The 16,153-nt window shown below is 63.5% G+C and carries 18 protein-coding genes; 6 read left to right on the plus strand and 12 right to left on the minus strand.

The genetic code is table 11. From position 1 onward, the window contains the following. The first annotated feature begins 30 nt into the window (after positions 1–30). From A9D60_RS03730 to A9D60_RS03740, 3 genes are all read left to right on the plus strand, one after another. Positions 31–954 (plus strand): DMT family transporter, encoded by a 924-nt coding sequence (locus tag A9D60_RS03730; RefSeq protein WP_065266365.1) that lies wholly within the window; start codon positions 31–33, stop codon positions 952–954. Between the two features lie 144 nt (positions 955–1,098). Continuing rightward, entirely contained in the window at positions 1,099–1,764 is a 666-nt protein-coding gene (locus tag A9D60_RS03735) for a sulfotransferase family 2 domain-containing protein (RefSeq protein ID WP_065266366.1), read from the plus strand. 181 nt (positions 1,765–1,945) lie between these two features. Further along, a complete protein-coding gene (locus A9D60_RS03740; RefSeq protein WP_065266367.1) occupies positions 1,946–2,620 on the plus strand; it encodes a Hint domain-containing protein in 675 nt (224 codons plus the stop codon). 79 nt (positions 2,621–2,699) lie between these two features. Here the strand turns inward: A9D60_RS03740 and A9D60_RS03745 are convergent, their stop codons facing one another. From A9D60_RS03745 to A9D60_RS03785, 9 genes are all read right to left on the minus strand, one after another. Continuing rightward, complete coding sequence (locus A9D60_RS03745; RefSeq protein WP_065266368.1) at positions 2,700–4,901, minus strand: 3-hydroxyacyl-CoA dehydrogenase NAD-binding domain-containing protein; 2,202 nt, start codon at positions 4,899–4,901, stop codon at positions 2,700–2,702. Then, positions 4,898–5,383 (minus strand): cupin domain-containing protein, encoded by a 486-nt coding sequence (locus tag A9D60_RS03750; protein WP_065266369.1) that lies wholly within the window; start codon positions 5,381–5,383, stop codon positions 4,898–4,900. The genes A9D60_RS03745 and A9D60_RS03750 overlap by 4 nt, the downstream gene beginning before the upstream one ends. Continuing rightward, the gene (locus tag A9D60_RS03755) at positions 5,383–6,594 is read right to left on the minus strand and encodes an acetyl-CoA C-acetyltransferase (protein WP_065266370.1); all 1,212 of its coding nucleotides are present in this window, start codon (positions 6,592–6,594) and stop codon (positions 5,383–5,385) included. Before A9D60_RS03755 ends, A9D60_RS03750 begins: the two co-directional genes overlap by 1 nt. Positions 6,595–6,604: 10 nt before the next feature. After that, positions 6,605–7,237: a glutathione S-transferase family protein gene (locus A9D60_RS03760; RefSeq protein ID WP_065266371.1), complete on the minus strand. Its 633-nt coding sequence runs from the start codon at positions 7,235–7,237 to the stop codon at positions 6,605–6,607. A 277-nt stretch (positions 7,238–7,514) separates the two neighbouring features. Then, positions 7,515–8,663: an acyl-CoA dehydrogenase family protein gene (locus tag A9D60_RS03765; RefSeq protein ID WP_065266372.1), complete on the minus strand. Its 1,149-nt coding sequence runs from the start codon at positions 8,661–8,663 to the stop codon at positions 7,515–7,517. 23 nt (positions 8,664–8,686) lie between these two features. Then, entirely contained in the window at positions 8,687–8,899 is a 213-nt protein-coding gene (locus A9D60_RS03770) for a hypothetical protein (protein WP_065266373.1), read from the minus strand. A gap of 73 nt (positions 8,900–8,972) precedes the next feature. Beyond that, on the minus strand, positions 8,973–10,754 hold the full coding sequence (locus A9D60_RS03775) for an acyl-CoA dehydrogenase C-terminal domain-containing protein (RefSeq protein WP_065266374.1): 1,782 nt from the start codon (positions 10,752–10,754) through the stop codon (positions 8,973–8,975). Positions 10,755–10,827: 73 nt separating this feature from the next. Continuing rightward, positions 10,828–11,229 (minus strand): MerR family transcriptional regulator, encoded by a 402-nt coding sequence (locus A9D60_RS03780; protein ID WP_039170295.1) that lies wholly within the window; start codon positions 11,227–11,229, stop codon positions 10,828–10,830. A 285-nt stretch (positions 11,230–11,514) separates the two neighbouring features. Further along, a complete protein-coding gene (locus A9D60_RS03785) occupies positions 11,515–11,883 on the minus strand; it encodes a MerR family transcriptional regulator (protein ID WP_065266375.1) in 369 nt (122 codons plus the stop codon). Positions 11,884–12,006: 123 nt separating this feature from the next. On the opposite strand from A9D60_RS03785, the gene A9D60_RS03790 reads away from it, so the two are divergent. Genes A9D60_RS03790 through A9D60_RS03800 form a run of 3 tightly spaced genes read left to right on the plus strand, consistent with a single transcriptional unit; the run spans position 12,007 to position 14,268 of the window. Then, positions 12,007–12,429 (plus strand): PaaI family thioesterase, encoded by a 423-nt coding sequence (locus tag A9D60_RS03790; protein WP_019295800.1) that lies wholly within the window; start codon positions 12,007–12,009, stop codon positions 12,427–12,429. Continuing rightward, a complete protein-coding gene (locus tag A9D60_RS03795; RefSeq protein WP_065266376.1) occupies positions 12,426–12,944 on the plus strand; it encodes a PaaI family thioesterase in 519 nt (172 codons plus the stop codon). Before A9D60_RS03790 ends, A9D60_RS03795 begins: the two co-directional genes overlap by 4 nt. A 4-nt stretch (positions 12,945–12,948) precedes the next feature. Beyond that, positions 12,949–14,268, plus strand: coding sequence for an MATE family efflux transporter (locus A9D60_RS03800; RefSeq protein WP_065266377.1), 1,320 nt, complete (start codon positions 12,949–12,951; stop codon positions 14,266–14,268). Between the two features lie 112 nt (positions 14,269–14,380). Here the strand turns inward: A9D60_RS03800 and arsC are convergent, their stop codons facing one another. Genes arsC through A9D60_RS03815 form a run of 3 tightly spaced genes read right to left on the minus strand, consistent with a single transcriptional unit; the run spans position 14,381 to position 16,112 of the window. Next, positions 14,381–14,722: an arsenate reductase (glutaredoxin) gene (gene arsC / locus A9D60_RS03805; protein ID WP_065266453.1), complete on the minus strand. Its 342-nt coding sequence runs from the start codon at positions 14,720–14,722 to the stop codon at positions 14,381–14,383. Next, positions 14,719–15,777: a quinone-dependent dihydroorotate dehydrogenase gene (locus tag A9D60_RS03810; protein ID WP_065266378.1), complete on the minus strand. Its 1,059-nt coding sequence runs from the start codon at positions 15,775–15,777 to the stop codon at positions 14,719–14,721. Before A9D60_RS03810 ends, arsC begins: the two co-directional genes overlap by 4 nt. After that, the gene (locus A9D60_RS03815; RefSeq protein WP_065266379.1) at positions 15,774–16,112 is read right to left on the minus strand and encodes a DUF952 domain-containing protein; all 339 of its coding nucleotides are present in this window, start codon (positions 16,110–16,112) and stop codon (positions 15,774–15,776) included. Before A9D60_RS03815 ends, A9D60_RS03810 begins: the two co-directional genes overlap by 4 nt. Positions 16,113–16,153: the final 41 nt, after the last annotated feature.

Here is a 16,153-nt window from a genome sequence, read left to right on the forward strand (position 1 = left end):
TTGCGGAAAGTTGCGGGCAATGGGAAGGGTATGAAACAAACAGCCGCACTCTCCGCCCCGGGCACCAGCCAGACCGCAGCCGCGCAGGCGATGCTGGCTGCCATGCTGATTATCGGCATCACCGACAACGCCGTGCCGCTGATGGCGGAGAACATCGGGCTGGGCCAGTTCTACCTGTTGCGCACATTTGTCGCACTGCCGTTCCTGTGGCTGATGGCGCGCGCAGGGCTGGGCGGGCTGCGCTGCCGCAATTTCGGGGCCGTACTGCTGCGCGCGGTGCTGGTCGCGGTGTCGATGGTGTTCTATTTCACCGCCGTGGCGCTGATGCCGATCGCCCAGGCGCTGGCGGGGCTGTTCACCTCGCCGATCCTGATCGTGGTGATTTCCGTTCTGTTCCTGAAAATGCGGATCGGCTGGATCCGGGTCGGCGCGGTTCTGGGCGGCTTTGCCGGCGTCCTGATGGTGCTGCAGCCGGACACAGCCGCGTTCAACTGGCTGATTATGGTGCCGGTGGCGGGCGGCCTGTTCTATGCGCTCGGTTCCTTGGCCACCGGGCTTTACTGCCAGGGCGAAAGCACGGTGGCGATGCTGTTCATCTACCTGCTGGTGCAGGGCATGCTGGGGGCGATGCTGCTGGCCGGGCTGGAGATCTGGCCGCAGGATGTGCCGACCGGTGCGGATGGTTTTGCCGTTCGCGGGTGGGTCTGGCCGCTGTGGGAAATCTCGCACTTGATCCTGCTGCAGGGCTGCGCAGCGGTGGGCGGCGTCTTCCTGATCACCAAGGCCTACCAGCTGGGTGAGGCGTCTTATGTCGCGGTGTTTGAGTATTCGGTGATGATTGTCGGGCCGGGTGTGGCTTGGGCCTATTGGGGGCAGGCGCTGAATATCTGGCAGATGCTGGGAATCGCACTGATCATCACGGCAGGCACCACAATCGCGCTGCGCTCGAGGTAGCGGGCAGGGGCGCTGCCCCTCTTGGCCCCGAGGGGCCAATTCACCCCGGAGTATTTACGCAAAGGTGAATGGGCCGGCGAGGCGCTCAATGGCAGGCGTAATTCCATCGTTTCCTTGCGCAGATCAATATCCTAGGGTCGGCCCATGATCCTGAGCCAAGGCCGCCGCTACGTTTTCATTCACATCCCCAAGACCGGCGGCACCGCCTTGGCGCTGGCGCTGGAGGCACGGGCGATGGCGGATGACATGATGCTGGGCGATACGCCGAAAGCGCTGAAGCGCCGCCGCCGTCTGAAGGACACCGAAACGCACGGGAGGCTGTGGAAGCACTCCACCCTGGCCGATATCGAAGGTCTGGTCCCAAAGGACACTCTGCGCGGTATGTTTGCCTTCACCCTGGTGCGCAATCCCTGGGACCGCGCGGTCAGCTATTACCACTGGCTGCGGGAACAGAGCTTTGCGCATCCGGCCGTCGGGTTGGCGAAAACCCTGGAGTTCCGCGCCTTTGTGCAGCACCCGGAGATCATCGCGGCCTTCCGCAGCAGTCCGGCGTCTTCCTACATGCGCCATGCGGACGGGACGGAGCAATGCCAGCTGTATATCCGGCTGGAGAACTTTCAGACTGACGCGCAGCCGCTGTTTGATCACCTTGGGTTCTCGTTAGAGCTGCCTCTGGTGAACGAGAGCGGCCGCCAGCGGGACTGGCGCAGTTACTACGACGATACAACGGCCGAAGCAGTGGCCGGCGCCTGCACGCAGGATATCGCGCAATTTGAATACTCTTTTAACGATTCTATCCTATTCAGATAGCGTGAAACGCGCTGAATGCCTCCGGACCGGGGGTAATCCGGAACAGGTTCGGCAGATTGGCGCGGTAACGTGAACAATGTCCGGTTTTTGCCTTAGTTCCGTCCCATAAGTGGCAAGGATCAAGGAAAAAAATCGGTCCGGCCGGCGGGATTCCCGTCAGGCCTGCAGGAAAGGAAAGCGGATGCTGGATTGGCTTCTGAAACGCACCAGCACCCCGGCAGGCGGGGTCATGAACAGCGGCTTTCCCCTGGTCCCGGCGGGCCAGGGCGGTTTTCTGGCAGGCACCCATGTGGCTTCCAACCTGGGCTGGCGCCCGGTGGAGGCGCTGACGCCCGGTGACAAGGTTCTGACTTTCGATCATGGCATGCAAACCGTAGTGGAGCTGCAGCGCGAGGTTATGATCCCGGCGGAGGGTGATCTGGAACCCGCCCGCTGCCCGCTGTTTGTGCCGCGCGATGCGCTGATGAACCGGGTGCCGATGTGGCTGATGCCGGATCAAGGCGTGCTTCTGGAAAGCGAACTGGTGGAGGACGCCCAGGGCGATCCCTTTGCCATCGTTCCGGCCTGCACACTGGAGGGCTACCGCGGTATCCGCCGCATGCACCCCGGCGCCCAGCTGGAACTGGTGATGCCGCGATTCGCGGAGGACCAGGTGATCTATCTGGAAGCCGGGATGCTGGGCTACTCGGCGGCCCCTGTGAACCTGATGTGCGGCCGCCTGTTCGAAGAGCAAGGCGCCTACCGCGTGCTGAACCCGGACGAGGCGCGCGGCCTGGTGCTGTCTATGATGGCAGAGGAAGAATACTGGCCCGCAGGCGCCGCTGCCGGTGCGGCGCAGCCCGAGGTCCGGATGTAAGCTCCGGCCTCCAGCCTCCTGACCTGAAAGAAAAAAGGCCGGCGCAGGGGCGCCGGCCTTTCTCGTTTTATACTTGTCTTCAGGCCGCTGCGGAACTTTCCGGTGCAAAGCGGGTGTAGAAGCTCTGGCCCTTTTCCGCCATCTCGCGCAGCAGCGCCGGGCAGGCGAAACGCTCGCCGAACTGTTCGGTCAGGCTGTCGCAGCGCTCTGCCGCGTAAGGCGTGCCCAGGATGTCCAGCCAGCTGAGCGGCCCGCCCGACCACGGCGCAAAGCCCCAGGCCAGGATGGCACCGACGTCGCCCTCGCGGATGTCCATCAGCACGCCTTCCTCCAGCGCCCGCACCGCTTCCAGCACCTGCGCGAACATCAGCCGCTCCTGCACCTCGATCAGGTCGGGCTGTTCAGCCGCCAGCGGATATTTCTCCTGCAGGCCTTTCCAGTATTCGACGCGCTTGCCTTTGTCGTCATAGTCAAAGAAGCCCGCGTTCGACTTGCGGCCCAGACGGCCCAGTTCTTCCATCCAGAAGATCAGGTCATCTGCCGGGCTCTCCGGGTAAGCAGCGCCCATTGCCGCCTTGGTGGCGCGGGCGATCTTGGCACCCAGATCAATCGAGGTCTCGTCGGTCAGCTGCACCGGCCCGACCGGGAAGCCCAGCTGGCGCGCGGCGTTGTCGATCAGCACCGGGCTGACGCCCTCGGTGATCATGCGCAGGCCCTCGTTGATGTAGGGCAGGATGCAGCGGTTGGCGTAGAAGAAGCGCGCGTCGTTGACCACGATCGGCGTCTTGCGGATCTGGCGCACGTAATCCAGCGCCTTGGCCACCGCGCGGTCGCCGGTCTCCTTGCCCTTGATGATCTCCACCAGGAACATCTTCTCAACAGGTGAGAAGAAGTGGATGCCGATGAACTGCTCCGGACGGCTGGAGGCCTTGGCCAGCTCGGTGATCGGCAGGGTGGAGGTGTTGGAGGCAAAGATGCAGTCTTCGGAAATAATCGCCTCGACCTTTTGGGTCATCTCGGCCTTGACGCCCGGATCCTCGAACACCGCCTCGATGATCAGGTCGCAGCCCTTCAGCGCGTCCAGGTCCGGGGTGGCGGTGATCTGCGCCAGCAGCGCCTCTTTCTTCTCCTCGGTTGCCTTGCCGCGCTTGATGCCCTTGTCCATATAGGCGGCGGAATAGGCCTTGCCCTTGTCGGCGGAGTCCTGGTCGCGGTCGATCAGAACAACCTCCATGCCGGCCTGGGCGGACACCAGCGCAATGCCTGCACCCATCATGCCCGCGCCCAGCACGCCGATCTTCTTGACGGACTGGTCCGGCACATCCTTGGGCCGCACCGCTCCTTTTTCCAGCGCCTGCTTGTTCAGGAACAGGCTGCGGATCATGGCAGAGGACGACGGGTTCATCAGCACATTGGTGAACCAGCGCGCCTCGATCTTCAGCGCGGTGTCGAAATCAACCAGCGCGCCTTCATAGATCGACGAGAGCAGCGCCTTGGCCGCCGGGAAGGCGCCCTGGGTCTTGCCATGCACCATGGCGGAGGCGCCGACAAAGGTCATGAAGCCCGCGGGGTGATAGGGGGCGCCGCCGGGCATCTTGTAGCCCTTGGCGTCCCAGGGCTTGACCAGATCACCGTCCTTGGCGTTCAGCACCCACTCCTTGGCCGCAGCCAGCGCATCATCGGCCACGGCGTCGATCAGCTGGGCGCCCTTGGCCTTCTTCGGGTCCATCATCTTGCCTTCCAGCAGGACAGGGGCCGCCGCCATTGCGCCCACCATGCGGGAGTACCGCGTGGTGCCGCCGCCGCCGGGGAAGATGCCGATCATGATCTCCGGCAGGCCAATCTTGGCCTTGGGATTGGAGGTCATCACCCGGTGATGGCAGGCCAGCGCAATCTCGGTGCCGATGCCGGCGCAGGTGCCGTTGATCGCGCAGGCCACCGGCTTGCCGCCCTTCTTGGTCTTGGGGTCCATGCCTGCCAGCTCCAGCTTGCGCAGGATGCGGTGACCGCCCATGGTGAAATCGAACAACCCCTGAGCCGGGTTCTCGCCGGATTCCTCGCGGATGGTCGCCAGCACATTGAGGTCCATGCCGCCGGCAAAGTCCTTCTTGCCGCTGGTGATCACGATGCCCTTGACGGCCTCGTCCTCCAGCGCCCGGTCCACATATTCCTCCACCAGGCCAAAGGCCTCGCGGGTGAGGACGTTCATGGACTTGCCCTCGGCGTCCCAGGTGATGATTGCGACGCCGTCTGCGTCCACGTCGTATTTGAAATCGCTCATGTGTCTTCTCCGGTCTGGTCAGCCGTCAGCGGGCTGCCGTCCTTGCGGGTGAATGTGAACTCGCTCCTTGCGAATTTCACCATCATGTCCAAATCGCTGTAATAGCCGGTCTCTGTCGGGGTGCGGGTGCCCACCACCAGAAAGGCGGCAGGCTTGTCCGAACGGTTCACCAGATGGTGGCCGTTCGCCTCGCCCGCCGGAAAGGCGGCGCAGTCGCCCGGCATCATCTCATGCGCGCCCTGATCGTCGATCAGGGTGCAGATGCCCTCGGTCACCATCAGGAACTCGTCCTGCTCCATGTGGTAATGGCGCAGGGAGGAGGCCGCGCCGGGCTCCAGCCGCACGATGTTGACGCCGAACTGGGTAATTCCGCCGGGATCGCCCAGCGGCTGCACGCTGCGGCCCGCACAGGCCTCAGCCAGATTGCCGGGATAGCCCGATCCGGTGCGCCAGGGCAGTTGGGATAGGTCCAGCTTCGGCATCAGACGCGCTCGATGATGGTGGCGGCACCCATGCCCGATGCGATGCACAGGGTGGCGAGGCCGCATTCCTTGTCCTGCCGCTCCAGCTCATCCAGCAGGGTGCCGATGATGATCGCCCCGGTGGCGCCGAGCGGGTGGCCCATGGCGATGGAGCCGCCGTTGACGTTCACCAGTTCCGGATCGACGTCAAACGCCTGCTGGAAGCGCAGCACGACGGATGCAAAGGCCTCGTTTACCTCGAACAGGTCCAGGTCGCCGATGGTCATGCCGTTGTCGGCCAGGATCTTCTCCGTCACCGGCACCGGACCGGTCAGCATGATGGTCGGATCGGTGCCGATCTTGGCGGTGGCCTTGATACGCGCGCGCGGCTTCAGGCCGTGACGCTCACCAAACTCCTTGTTGCCGATCAAGAGCGCCGCAGCTCCATCCACGATGCCAGAGGAGTTGCCCGCATGGTGGATATGGTTGATCCGCTCCAGATGCGGGTATTTCAGCATCGCCACCTTATCAAAGCCCGGCATCTGCTCGCCCATCATCTGGAAGGCGGGGTTCAGCGCCCCCAGCGCCTGCATGTCGGTTCCGGGGCGCATGTATTCATCATGGGCCAGGATCGGCAGGCCGTTCTGGTCGGTGACGGTGATCACCGATTTGCCAAACCGCTTCTCCTCCCAGGCTTTGGCGGCACGGCGCTGGCTCTCCATTGCCAGTGCGTCTGCCTGATCGCGGGTAAAGCCATACTCAGTTGCGATAATATCGGCCGAAATGCCCTGCGGCACGAAATAGGTCTCCATCGCCAGCGAAGGATCCACCGCAATCGCCGCGCCGTCGCTGCCCATGGCCACCCGGCCCATCATCTCGACGCCGCCCGCGATATAGGCATCGCCCGCGCCGCCCTTCACCTGGTTCGCCGCCAGGTTCACCGCTTCCATGCCGGAGGCGCAGAAGCGGTTGATCGCCAGCCCCGGAATGCGCTCGTCCAGATCGGAGGCCAGCACGGCAGAGCGCGCCAGGCAGCCGCCCTGTTCCATCACCTGGGTCACGTTGCCCCAGATCACGTCCTCGACCGCGTGGCCTTCAAGGTTGTTGCGCTCCTTGATCGCGTTCAGCGTCAGGGCAGACAGGCGGACCGAAGTCACCTCATGCAAGGAGCCGTCCTTGCGTCCCTTGCCGCGCGGGGTGCGCAGCGCGTCATAGATATATGCGTCTGTCATTGTGCTCTCCTCAGGCCCGGTCCGACGGGTTGCCGGGCATCAAGTCATAGGGGTGTTTCCAGCCGGGCAGGGCGCTGATGCGGTCCAGCCAGGCGTCGATTCGCGGCCATTCGGCCCGGTCAAAGCCGAAGGGCTCCGGGTAGTAGAGGTAGCTGCAGCAGCTGATGTCGGCATTGGTGAGGCTGTCGCCAACAATCCACTCGCGGCCCTCCAGATGGTGTTCCAGCGTGGTATAGGCGGCCTTGAGGCGGCCTTGCATGAAGTTGATCACCTCTTGCGACCGGTGCTGCTCCGGCAGGAAGTTGATCAGAAAGCGGGTCATCCCGGCCTGGCTGGACATCTTGTGATTGTCCCACAGCACCCAGCGCAGCACTTCGTATTTTTCCTCGGGGCGGCCCCCGAACTTTCCGGTCTTGTCAGTGATATACTGCTGGATCGCCCCCGACTGGCTGAGCGTCAGATCGCCGTCCACCAGAACGGGCGCCTCGGCCATGGCGGAAAACTCCCGGAACTCCGGCGTGCGGGCCGCGCCGCCGAAAAAGTCGACAAAAACCGGCTCCCAGTCCAGCCCCGACAGTTCCAGCGCCAGCGCAGCCTTGTAAGAATTTCCGCTTTCGCCAAAGCAATGCAGTTTGAGTGTCATCTGTTGCTCCCTGTTTCGGATGGCGGAGCGGGGGTTTCTCAACCCCGCACCCCCGTGGAGTATTTTGGAAAGATGATGGGGCATTAACCCGCCTCATCGCTCCGTTCGCTACCTTGGGCTTGCGGTAAAGGCTGGAGAGCTGATGGCCGTGAAAGGTGAAGACGTCCCTGCCCATTTGGCGAAGGCCTGGGGGCAGGGGTTTTCCTGCTCCTTCATCTTTCTCCAAATACTCAAAATCCATCATCCGCTTCCAGCTACGCCGCCGCGGCCCCAGCGCCTACAGGGACCGCGCAATCAGTTCCTTCATGATCTCATTGGTACCGCCATAGATCCGCTGCACTCGTGCGTCGGCCCACGTCTCGCCCACAGCGTATTCCTGCATGTAGCCGTAGCCGCCATGCAGCTGCAGGCATTCGTCCAGCACTTCTCCTTGCGTGTCGGTGATCCAATACTTGGCCATTGCGGCCTTCTCGACGGTCAGCTTGCCCTGCAGATGCTCACTGATGCATTCGTCCAGGAACGCGCGCGCGACCTTGGTCTTGGTCAGGCATTCCGCCAATTTGAAGCGGGTGTTCTGGAACTGCGTCAGCGGCCCGCCAAAGGCTTCGCGCTCTTTGCAATAGGCGACGGTGCGCTCCACCGCGCCCTCCATCGCGCCGACCGCGCCGCAGGCGATGATCAGCCGCTCCTGCGGCAGTTGCTGCATCATCTGATAGAAGCCCTGGCCTTCGACTCCGCCCAGGATGTTCTCCGGCGGGATTTCCACATCGCTGAAGAACAGCTCAGACGTATCCGCCGCGTGGCAGCCGATCTTGTCGAGGTTGCGGCCGCGGGAAAACCCTTCTGCACCGTCGGTTTCCACCGCCACCAGCGACACGCCTTTGGCGCCCTGAGAGGGATCGGTCTTGGCCGCCACGAGGATCAGGTTGGCGTGCTGGCCGTTGGTGATGAAGGTCTTCTGCCCCGACAGCCGGTAGGCGTTGCCATCCCTTACAGCCTTGGTCTTGATCGCCTGCACGTCGGAGCCGGTGGAGGGCTCCGTCATCGCCAGCGCGCCAACCAGTTCGCCGCTGACCATCTTCGGCAGCCAGCGCGCTTTCTGCTCCTCAGTGCCGTAGGCCAGGATGTAATGGCCGACGATGCCGGAATGGATGCCATGGCCCCAGCTGGCCAGGTTGGCGCGGCTGCCCTCCATCAGGATCACCGCCTCATGGCCGAAATCGCCGCCGGCGCCGCCGTATTCCTCGGGGATCGAGGGCAGGAGAAGGCCCAGTTCGCCGGCCTGGGTCCAGGTCTCCCGGTCCATCAGGCCCTGCTTGCGCCAGGTCTCGAACTTGGGGGCCCATTCATTGCTGATGAACTGGGCCGTCATCTCCCCAAGCATTTGGTGCTCTTCCGTCATCCATGCGGAGTGCGTCTCGGTCATCTCTCTCCCTTTGCTGCGCTTTTCTAGCGCTTTCGCGCCTCCAGCTCGGCGTTGAACAGCCGCAGCCGGTGGCTCAGATTCTCGTAGTCCGTCACGCTGTCGAAATTCTCGAACAGGAATGACAGCGCTTCGCCTTCGTCCAGCCCCGCCTCCTGGGCGAACCTCTTCAGCCTGCGGTATCCGTCCTCCGTCATTGCGATCGGCAGGCGGCGGGTCAGGCGGAAACGTTTTGGCATCTTGTGGTCCTTTGCGTGTCAAGGCGCCGGCCGGGGCTGAACAGGGCGCCCCGGGAAGGGACGCCCGCGGGCATCAGAAGGCGTCCGCGTCAAGCGCCATCACCGTGTCCGCACCGCTTTCGATGCGCGCCAGGTGCAGCTTGGTCGCGGGCAGCCGCCGTGCCATGTAATACCGGCCGGTTGCGAGTTTCGTCTCATAGAACGCCGCGTCATCGGCCCCGGCGTCAAGCGCTTCCTGCGCCGCCTTGCCCATCCGCGCCCACATCAGGCCCAGGCAGACCTGCCCGAACAGATGCATGAAGTCATAAGAGCCCGCCAGCGCGTGGTTCGGGTTCTTCATGCCGCTTTGCATGAAGAACATGCCAGCCGCCTGCAGATCCTTGGAGGCCGCCTGCAAGGGCTTGATGAAGTCCTTGGTGAAAGCCCCTGAAATCTCTTTGTTTTCCTGGCAGAAGGTCTTGACCATATCAAAGAAAGCCAGGACGTATTTGCCGCCGTGCTGGCCCAGCTTGCGGCCCACCAGGTCCAGCGCCTGCACGCCGTTGGCGCCCTCGTAGATCATCGCGATGCGGGCGTCGCGGGTGTATTGCGACATGCCCCATTCCTCGATGTAGCCATGGCCGCCATAAACCTGCTGCGCCTGCACGGTCATGTCATAGCCCTGGTCGGTCAGGAAGCCCTTGATCACCGGCGTCATCAGCGAGATCAGCCCGTCCGCATCCTTGTCACCGGCGCGGTGCGCCTGGTCGATCAGGGTAGCGCCCCACAGCAGGAACGCGCGCGCGCCCTCGGCAAAGCTTTTCTGGTCCATTAGCGAGCGCCGGATGTCCGGGTGAACGATCAGCGGGTCCGCCGGTCCGTCCGGGTTCTTGACGCCGGTCACGTCACGGCCCTGCAGCCGGTCCTTGGCGTATTCCAATGCGTTCTGATAGGCGGCCTCGGCCTGCGCCAGACCCTGCATGCCGACACCCAGGCGGGCCTCGTTCATCATGGTGAACATGGCGCGCATGCCCTTGTGCTCTTCGCCCAGCAGCCAGCCGGTCGCGCCGTCATAGTTCATCACGCATGTGGAGTTGCCGTGGATGCCCATCTTCTCCTCGATCTTGCCGACCGAGACGCCGTTGCGCTCACCCACAGAACCATCCTCGTTCACCAGGAACTTGGGCACGATGAACAGGCTGACGCCCTTGATGCCCTCGGGGCCGCCGGGGATCTTGGCCAGCACCAGGTGCACGATGTTCTCTGCCATGTCGTGATCGCCGGAGGAGATGAAGATCTTCTGCCCGGAAATTTTGAAGCTGCCGTCGCCCTGCGGTTCCGCCTTGGTGCGCATCAGGCCCAGATCGGTGCCGCAGTGCGGCTCGGTCAGGTTCATGGTGCCGGTCCACTGGCAGCTGATCATATTGGGCAGATAGGTTGCTTTCTGCTCTTCCGTGCCATGCGCCAGGATCGCGGAGGCCGCGCCATGGGTCAGGCCCTGGTACATTGTAAAGGCCTGGTTGGCGGCAGAGAAAAACTCGCCCACTGCTGTGCCCATCACATAGGGCATGTTCTGGCCGCCGAATTCTTCCGGCATGTCCAGCCCGGTCCAGCCGCCTTCCTTCACCTGCTCAAAGGCTTCCAGGAACCCCTTCGGTGTGTAGACCACGCCGTTTTCCAGCCGGCAGCCCTCCTGGTCGCCCACCGTGTTCAGCGGGTGCAGCACTTCGCTGGCGATCTTTCCTGCCTCTTCCAGCACGGCGCCGGTGAAATCCGGTTCCAGTTCATTGTATCCGGGGATGTCCTGGCCGGAGACCTTCAGCACGTCGTGCAGGATGAACTGGGCGTCTTTGGCGGGGGCTCGATAGGAAGGCATTGCGGTCCTCTTCAGGGTCTTGGTGATCGTGGTCAATGCCGGACAGGCCGGCGGGAAAGGGCGGGGCGGCTGCTTATTGGGCAGCCTCCTGCTTGGCCTTCATCGAGGCGATCATCTTCTCGCCCCAGGCCAGCTGGTCCTTCAGGTCCTCGATTGCCTCGGTCAGCTCCTCGCGCTGGCGCTCCATATCGGCGAGCCGGTCACGCGCGACCTCATAGGTCTTGGTGAGCTGGGTCACCTGCTGGTCGCCGACGTGGTACAGCTCCAGCAGCTGGCGGATTTCCTCCAAGCTGAACCCGAACCGCTTGCCGCGCAGGATCAGCTTCAGCCGGGCGCGGTCGCGTTTGGTGAACAGCCGCTTCTGGCCGTCGCGGATCGGGAACAGCAGTTCCTTGGCTTCGTAGAACCGGAGCGTGCGGGGCGTCACGTCAAAGGCCTCGCACATCTCGCGGATGGTCATGGTTTCTTCGGTCATCATCGTCACTCTTACGGCTTGGTGCAGGCCCAAGCTGGGCGCAGTTCGGATTTCGATCAAGACTGACTTTACGTTTACGTAAGTTGTACGTTGCGTCACTTTTCGGAGTGTTACGGGTTCGCAAAACGCACATAAAGTGACGTAACGTTACCGGGTGGCTCGCTGTCTGCAGGCGAGTTCTGACGGCGTATATGGCCTGGAACCGAGCGAATCCGGCGGCGGAATCTGCAAAAGAAAAACCCCGCCACGGGGCGGGGTTCAGACTTCCGGAAAGATGTGCTGGGCCTATTTCAGCAGCGCCCGTGTGCTTTCGCGCAGCTCGCTCAGCTCTTCAATCGCCTCATTGATCTGCTCGCGCTGCTTTTCCAGCTCGACTAGCTGGCGGTCGGCCATTTCCATGAACGCATGGTTCTGGGCGTCATTGCCTTCGTTCTCATAGATCAGCAGCCACTGGCGGATCTCTTCCAGCTGAAAGCCGAACTTTCGCCCGCGCAGGATCAGCTTCATCCGGGCGCGTTCCCGCGCGCCATAAAACCGCGACCGGCCTTCGCGGTCCGGCTGCAGCAATTCGATGTATTCATAGTAGCGCAGCGTCCGCGGCGTGACCTCGAACTCGGCGCACATTTCCTTGAATGACAATCTTTTGTCGGTCATCCGTCGTCTCCCTTGCCGGGAACCTATGCACTTGCAGCGAACAGTGCAACCTCCGCGGCGGCACACTTGCTCTTTTGCCGGGGCAGGGCCAAAGATGGGGCAGAGAATTCAAAGGACACTCCCATGGCCGACAAGACCGACCTCGCGCGCCAGTTCATCGAAGCGATTCCGCACGCCAAGCAATTGGGAATGAAGCTGACAGAGATCGGCGACGGCACTGCCGAGATCCGCATGGCCTACGACGAGAAGCTGATCGGCGACCCGGCCACCGGCGTCATTCACGGCGGCGCGGTTTCAGCCCTGATGGACACATGCTGCGGCGCAGCGGTGATGAGCCACCCGTCCGCCCCCGGCGGCACCGCCACAATCGACCTGCGCATCGACTATATGCGTCCGGCAACGCCGGGGCAGGCGATCACCACCCGCGCCACATGCCACCACATCACCCGCACCGTAGCCTTTGTCCGCGCCGTGGCAATGGACGAGGACACGGACCGCCCCGTCGCAACTGCCTCCGGAGCCTTTACCGTGGAGAAGAAGTTTTGAGCCGCCCCCGTCCCGAACCGATCCAGGTGGTGAAGCAGCGCCGCGATGCAGCCCTGTCGGCGCTGGTGGATTCGGTGCCCTATATCCGCTTCCTGAACGTGACCTTTGAACGCCGCGGTGATGAGCTGACGGCGGTGCTGAATTTCGATGACAAGCTGATCGGCAACCCTTTCCTGCCTGCGATCCACGGCGGGGTGACGGCGGCGTTTCTGGAAATCACCGCGATGATCACGCTCAACTGGTCGCACCTGTGGCAGCGCATCGAAAACGGTGACCTGGACCCGGCGGAAATGGCCAAGGGCAACCTGCCGCGCCAGCCCAAGACCATCGACTTTACCGTCGACTACCTGCGCTCCGGCCTGCCGCGTGATGCCTATGCGCGGGCGCGGGTGAACCGCTCCGGCCGCCGCTATGCCTCGGTGCATGTGGAGGCCTGGCAGGATCACAAGGATAAGCTGTTTGCCCAGGCCACCGGCCATTTCCTGATGCCGCAGGACAATAACAGCGAAGGCTGACCGGATGACCAGCGCGAACACGGAGATTACCCACAAACGGGTGCTCAGCATCGCATTGCCGATTGTGCTGTCAAACGCAACGGTTCCCATTCTGGGCGCCGTCGATACCGGCGTTGTCGGCCAGATGGGCGAGGCCGCGCCGATTGGTGCGGTGGGCATCGGTGCGGTGATTCTGGCAACGATCTACTGGATCTTCGGCTTCCTGCGTATGGGCACCACAGGTTTGGCCGCGCAGGCGCGCGGTGCCGGGGACTGGGGGGAAACCGGCGCCCTGCTGATGCGCGGGCTGCTGCTGGCCTTTGCTGCCGGAGCCGTCTTTATCATCGCGCAAGGCGCCGTTTTCTGGGGCGCCTTCGCACTGGCACCCGCCAGCGCAGAAGTTGAAAGCCTGGCCCGCGATTACCTGCAGATCCGCATCTGGGGCGCGCCCGCCACCATTGCGCTTTATGCGGTCACCGGCTGGCTGATCGCGGTGGAGCGCACCCGCGGCGTATTCCTGCTGCAGGTCTGGATGAACGGGCTCAATATCGTTCTGGACCTGTGGTTCGTGCTGGGCCTCGGCTGGGGTGTGGAGGGCGTCGCCATCGCCACGCTGATTGCGGAATGGAGCGGGCTGGGGCTGGGGCTGTTCCTCTGCCGCGATGCCTTTGCCGGCGACCAGTGGCGCGACTGGGGGCGGGTGTTCGACCCTGCGCGGCTCAAGCGGATGATGCAAGTGAACGGCGACATCATGGTGCGTTCGGTGCTTCTCACCGGTTCCTTCACCACCTTCCTGTTCATCGGCTCCGGCATCGGCGATGTGAACCTGGCCGCCAATCAGATCCTGCTGCAATTTGTCGAGATCACCGCCTTTGCGCTGGACGGCTTTGCCTTCTCGGCTGAGGCGCTGGTGGGCGGCGCGGTCGGCGCCAAGGCGCGGGACCGGGTGCGCCGGGCGTCGGTGATCACCTCGCAATGGGGCCTGGGCGGTGCGGTGCTGCTGGGCATCGCCTTTGCTGTTGGCGGGCCATGGCTGATTGACCTGATGTCAACGTCGCCGGAGGTGCGCGAAGCTGGCCGGGTGTTCCTGGTCTGGGCCGCGGTGCTGCCGGTCCTGAGCGTTGCCAGCTACATGTTCGACGGGATCTATATCGGTGCCACCTGGACCCGCGACATGCGGTGGGCGATGCTGCAATCGGTTGCCATCTACGTAGCGGCGCTGCTGGTTCTGGTGCCGGCTTTTGGCAATCACGGGCTATGGGCTGCGCTGATCGTCCTGAACATCGCCCGCGGGGTTACGCTGGGGCTGCGCTACCCGCGGCTGGAGGCGCAGGTGGGCGTCTGAGACAGCCGGAATTCTGCGAGAATTCCGGCCTGTTTTCCGGCGCGGAAAACCGGTGCTTCGCCCCCCAATATTCCTTGCAGGACTATTGGCCGTTTCCCGCGCCGGGAAACAGTCAGAGCAGGGTTTCGATTGCCTCGGTCGGTCGGCCGATGACCGCTTTGCCGTCCTTGATGGCAATCGGGCGTTCGATCAAGATCGGATGCGCGGCCATCGCCGCCAGCAGTTCTTCCTCGGCGCTGTCCTTGGAAAGGCCCAGCTCCTTGAACACTTTCTCGCCGGTGCGCATCATCTCAACAGCAGAGACACCAAGCGCGGCCTGAACAGCCTTCAGTTCCTCAACCGAGGGCGCATCTTCCAGATAAGCGCGGGTCTGAACCTCTGCGCCGCGATCTTCGATCAGCGCAAGGCCCGCGCGGGATTTCGAGCATTTCGGGTAATGCCAATAGGTGATCACAGCCAATCCTTCCGTTTGGTTCCAACCGCTTGCGCGACATTCTCAAACCCGTCCCGCGCCAGCAGATCATCCAGCCCGCGGGCAATGTCCCCAGCCAGCGACAGCCCGCCATAGACCATCGCGGTGTAGAACTGCACGGCAGTAGCCCCGGCACAGATCTTGGCATAGGCCTGTTCCGCGGTGCAGATGCCGCCGACGCCGACAAGCGGCACTTGGCCGTCCAGAAGCTCCGACAGCTGCGCCAGAACGCGGGTGGATTTTTCAAACAGCGGCGCGCCGGACAGCCCGCCGGCCTCATCCTTGTGAGCGCTCCTCAGCCCATCGCGCGACAGGGTGGTGTTGGTGGCAATCACCGCGTCGATTCCACTTTCCAGCGCCACGGCGGCAATGTCCTCGATGCCTGCGCGGTCCAGATCCGGGGCGATTTTCAGGAACACTGGTACCCGGCGGCTGAGTCCCTCGCGGGTTTCAATCACGCCTGCCAGCAGCGCCGTCAGCGCCGCCTTGCCTTGCAGGTCGCGCAGTTTCTCGGTGTTGGGCGAGGACACGTTGACGGTGGCAAAATCCAGATGCGCACCGCAATGCGCCAGCACTTTGGCGAAATCCGCGGCGCGGTCCTCGCTGTCCTTGTTGGCGCCGAGGTTCAATCCGATGACCGCATCGCGCGGGCGCTGCGCCAGCCGGGCGCCGATCGCCTCCATGCCCTCGTTGTTGAAGCCGAAGCGGTTGATTGCCGCCTTGTCCTCGGTCAGGCGGAACAGGCGCGGCTTGGGGTTGCCGGGCTGCGGGCGGGGCGTTGCCGCGCCAACCTCGATAAAGCCGAAACCGGATTTCGAAAGCGGCGCCAGCGCCTCGGCGTTCTTATCATAGCCAGCCGCCAGACCAACCGGGTTCGGCAGATCAACGCCGGCCAGCGTGGTCTTGAGCCGGGCAGTGGTGACCGGGCCGGGAGCTGGGACTAGTCCCATCGTCAGTGCCTTCACCGACAGCCCGTGCGCTGCCTCCGGGTCGATCCGTTGCATGGCGGCAAGGGCCAGCTTTTCGGTCAGCTTCATGCCATCTCCTCCGGGAACTGATGCACGCCCTCCACCAGCGGCAGCGGCTTGGTCCAGACCACATCCGACATGCGGATATTGCGGTAGAGATGCGGAAACTCGGCGCCGCCGCGGGAGACTTCCCACTTCAGGTCATCACCCATCGCATCGGCGTTGCAGGCCAGGAGGGTCAGCCCCTCGGCACCGGCAAAATGCTTGGCTGCGGTTTCCGCCGCCTGGGTGGCGGTGGAGAAATGGACGTAGCCGTCCGCAACATCAATCGGCGCGCCCGGCGTCGCGCCCGCGGCTTGCAGCGCGGCCCATTCGTCCGCCCGGAAAATCTTATAAATCAGCATAAGCGCCTGATGCCCTGCGTTTACGGAGGAATCAAGGGGGA

It is taken from the genome of Leisingera sp. JC1 (genome assembly GCF_001679925.1).
Classification (GTDB): Bacteria; Pseudomonadota; Alphaproteobacteria; order Rhodobacterales; family Rhodobacteraceae; genus Leisingera.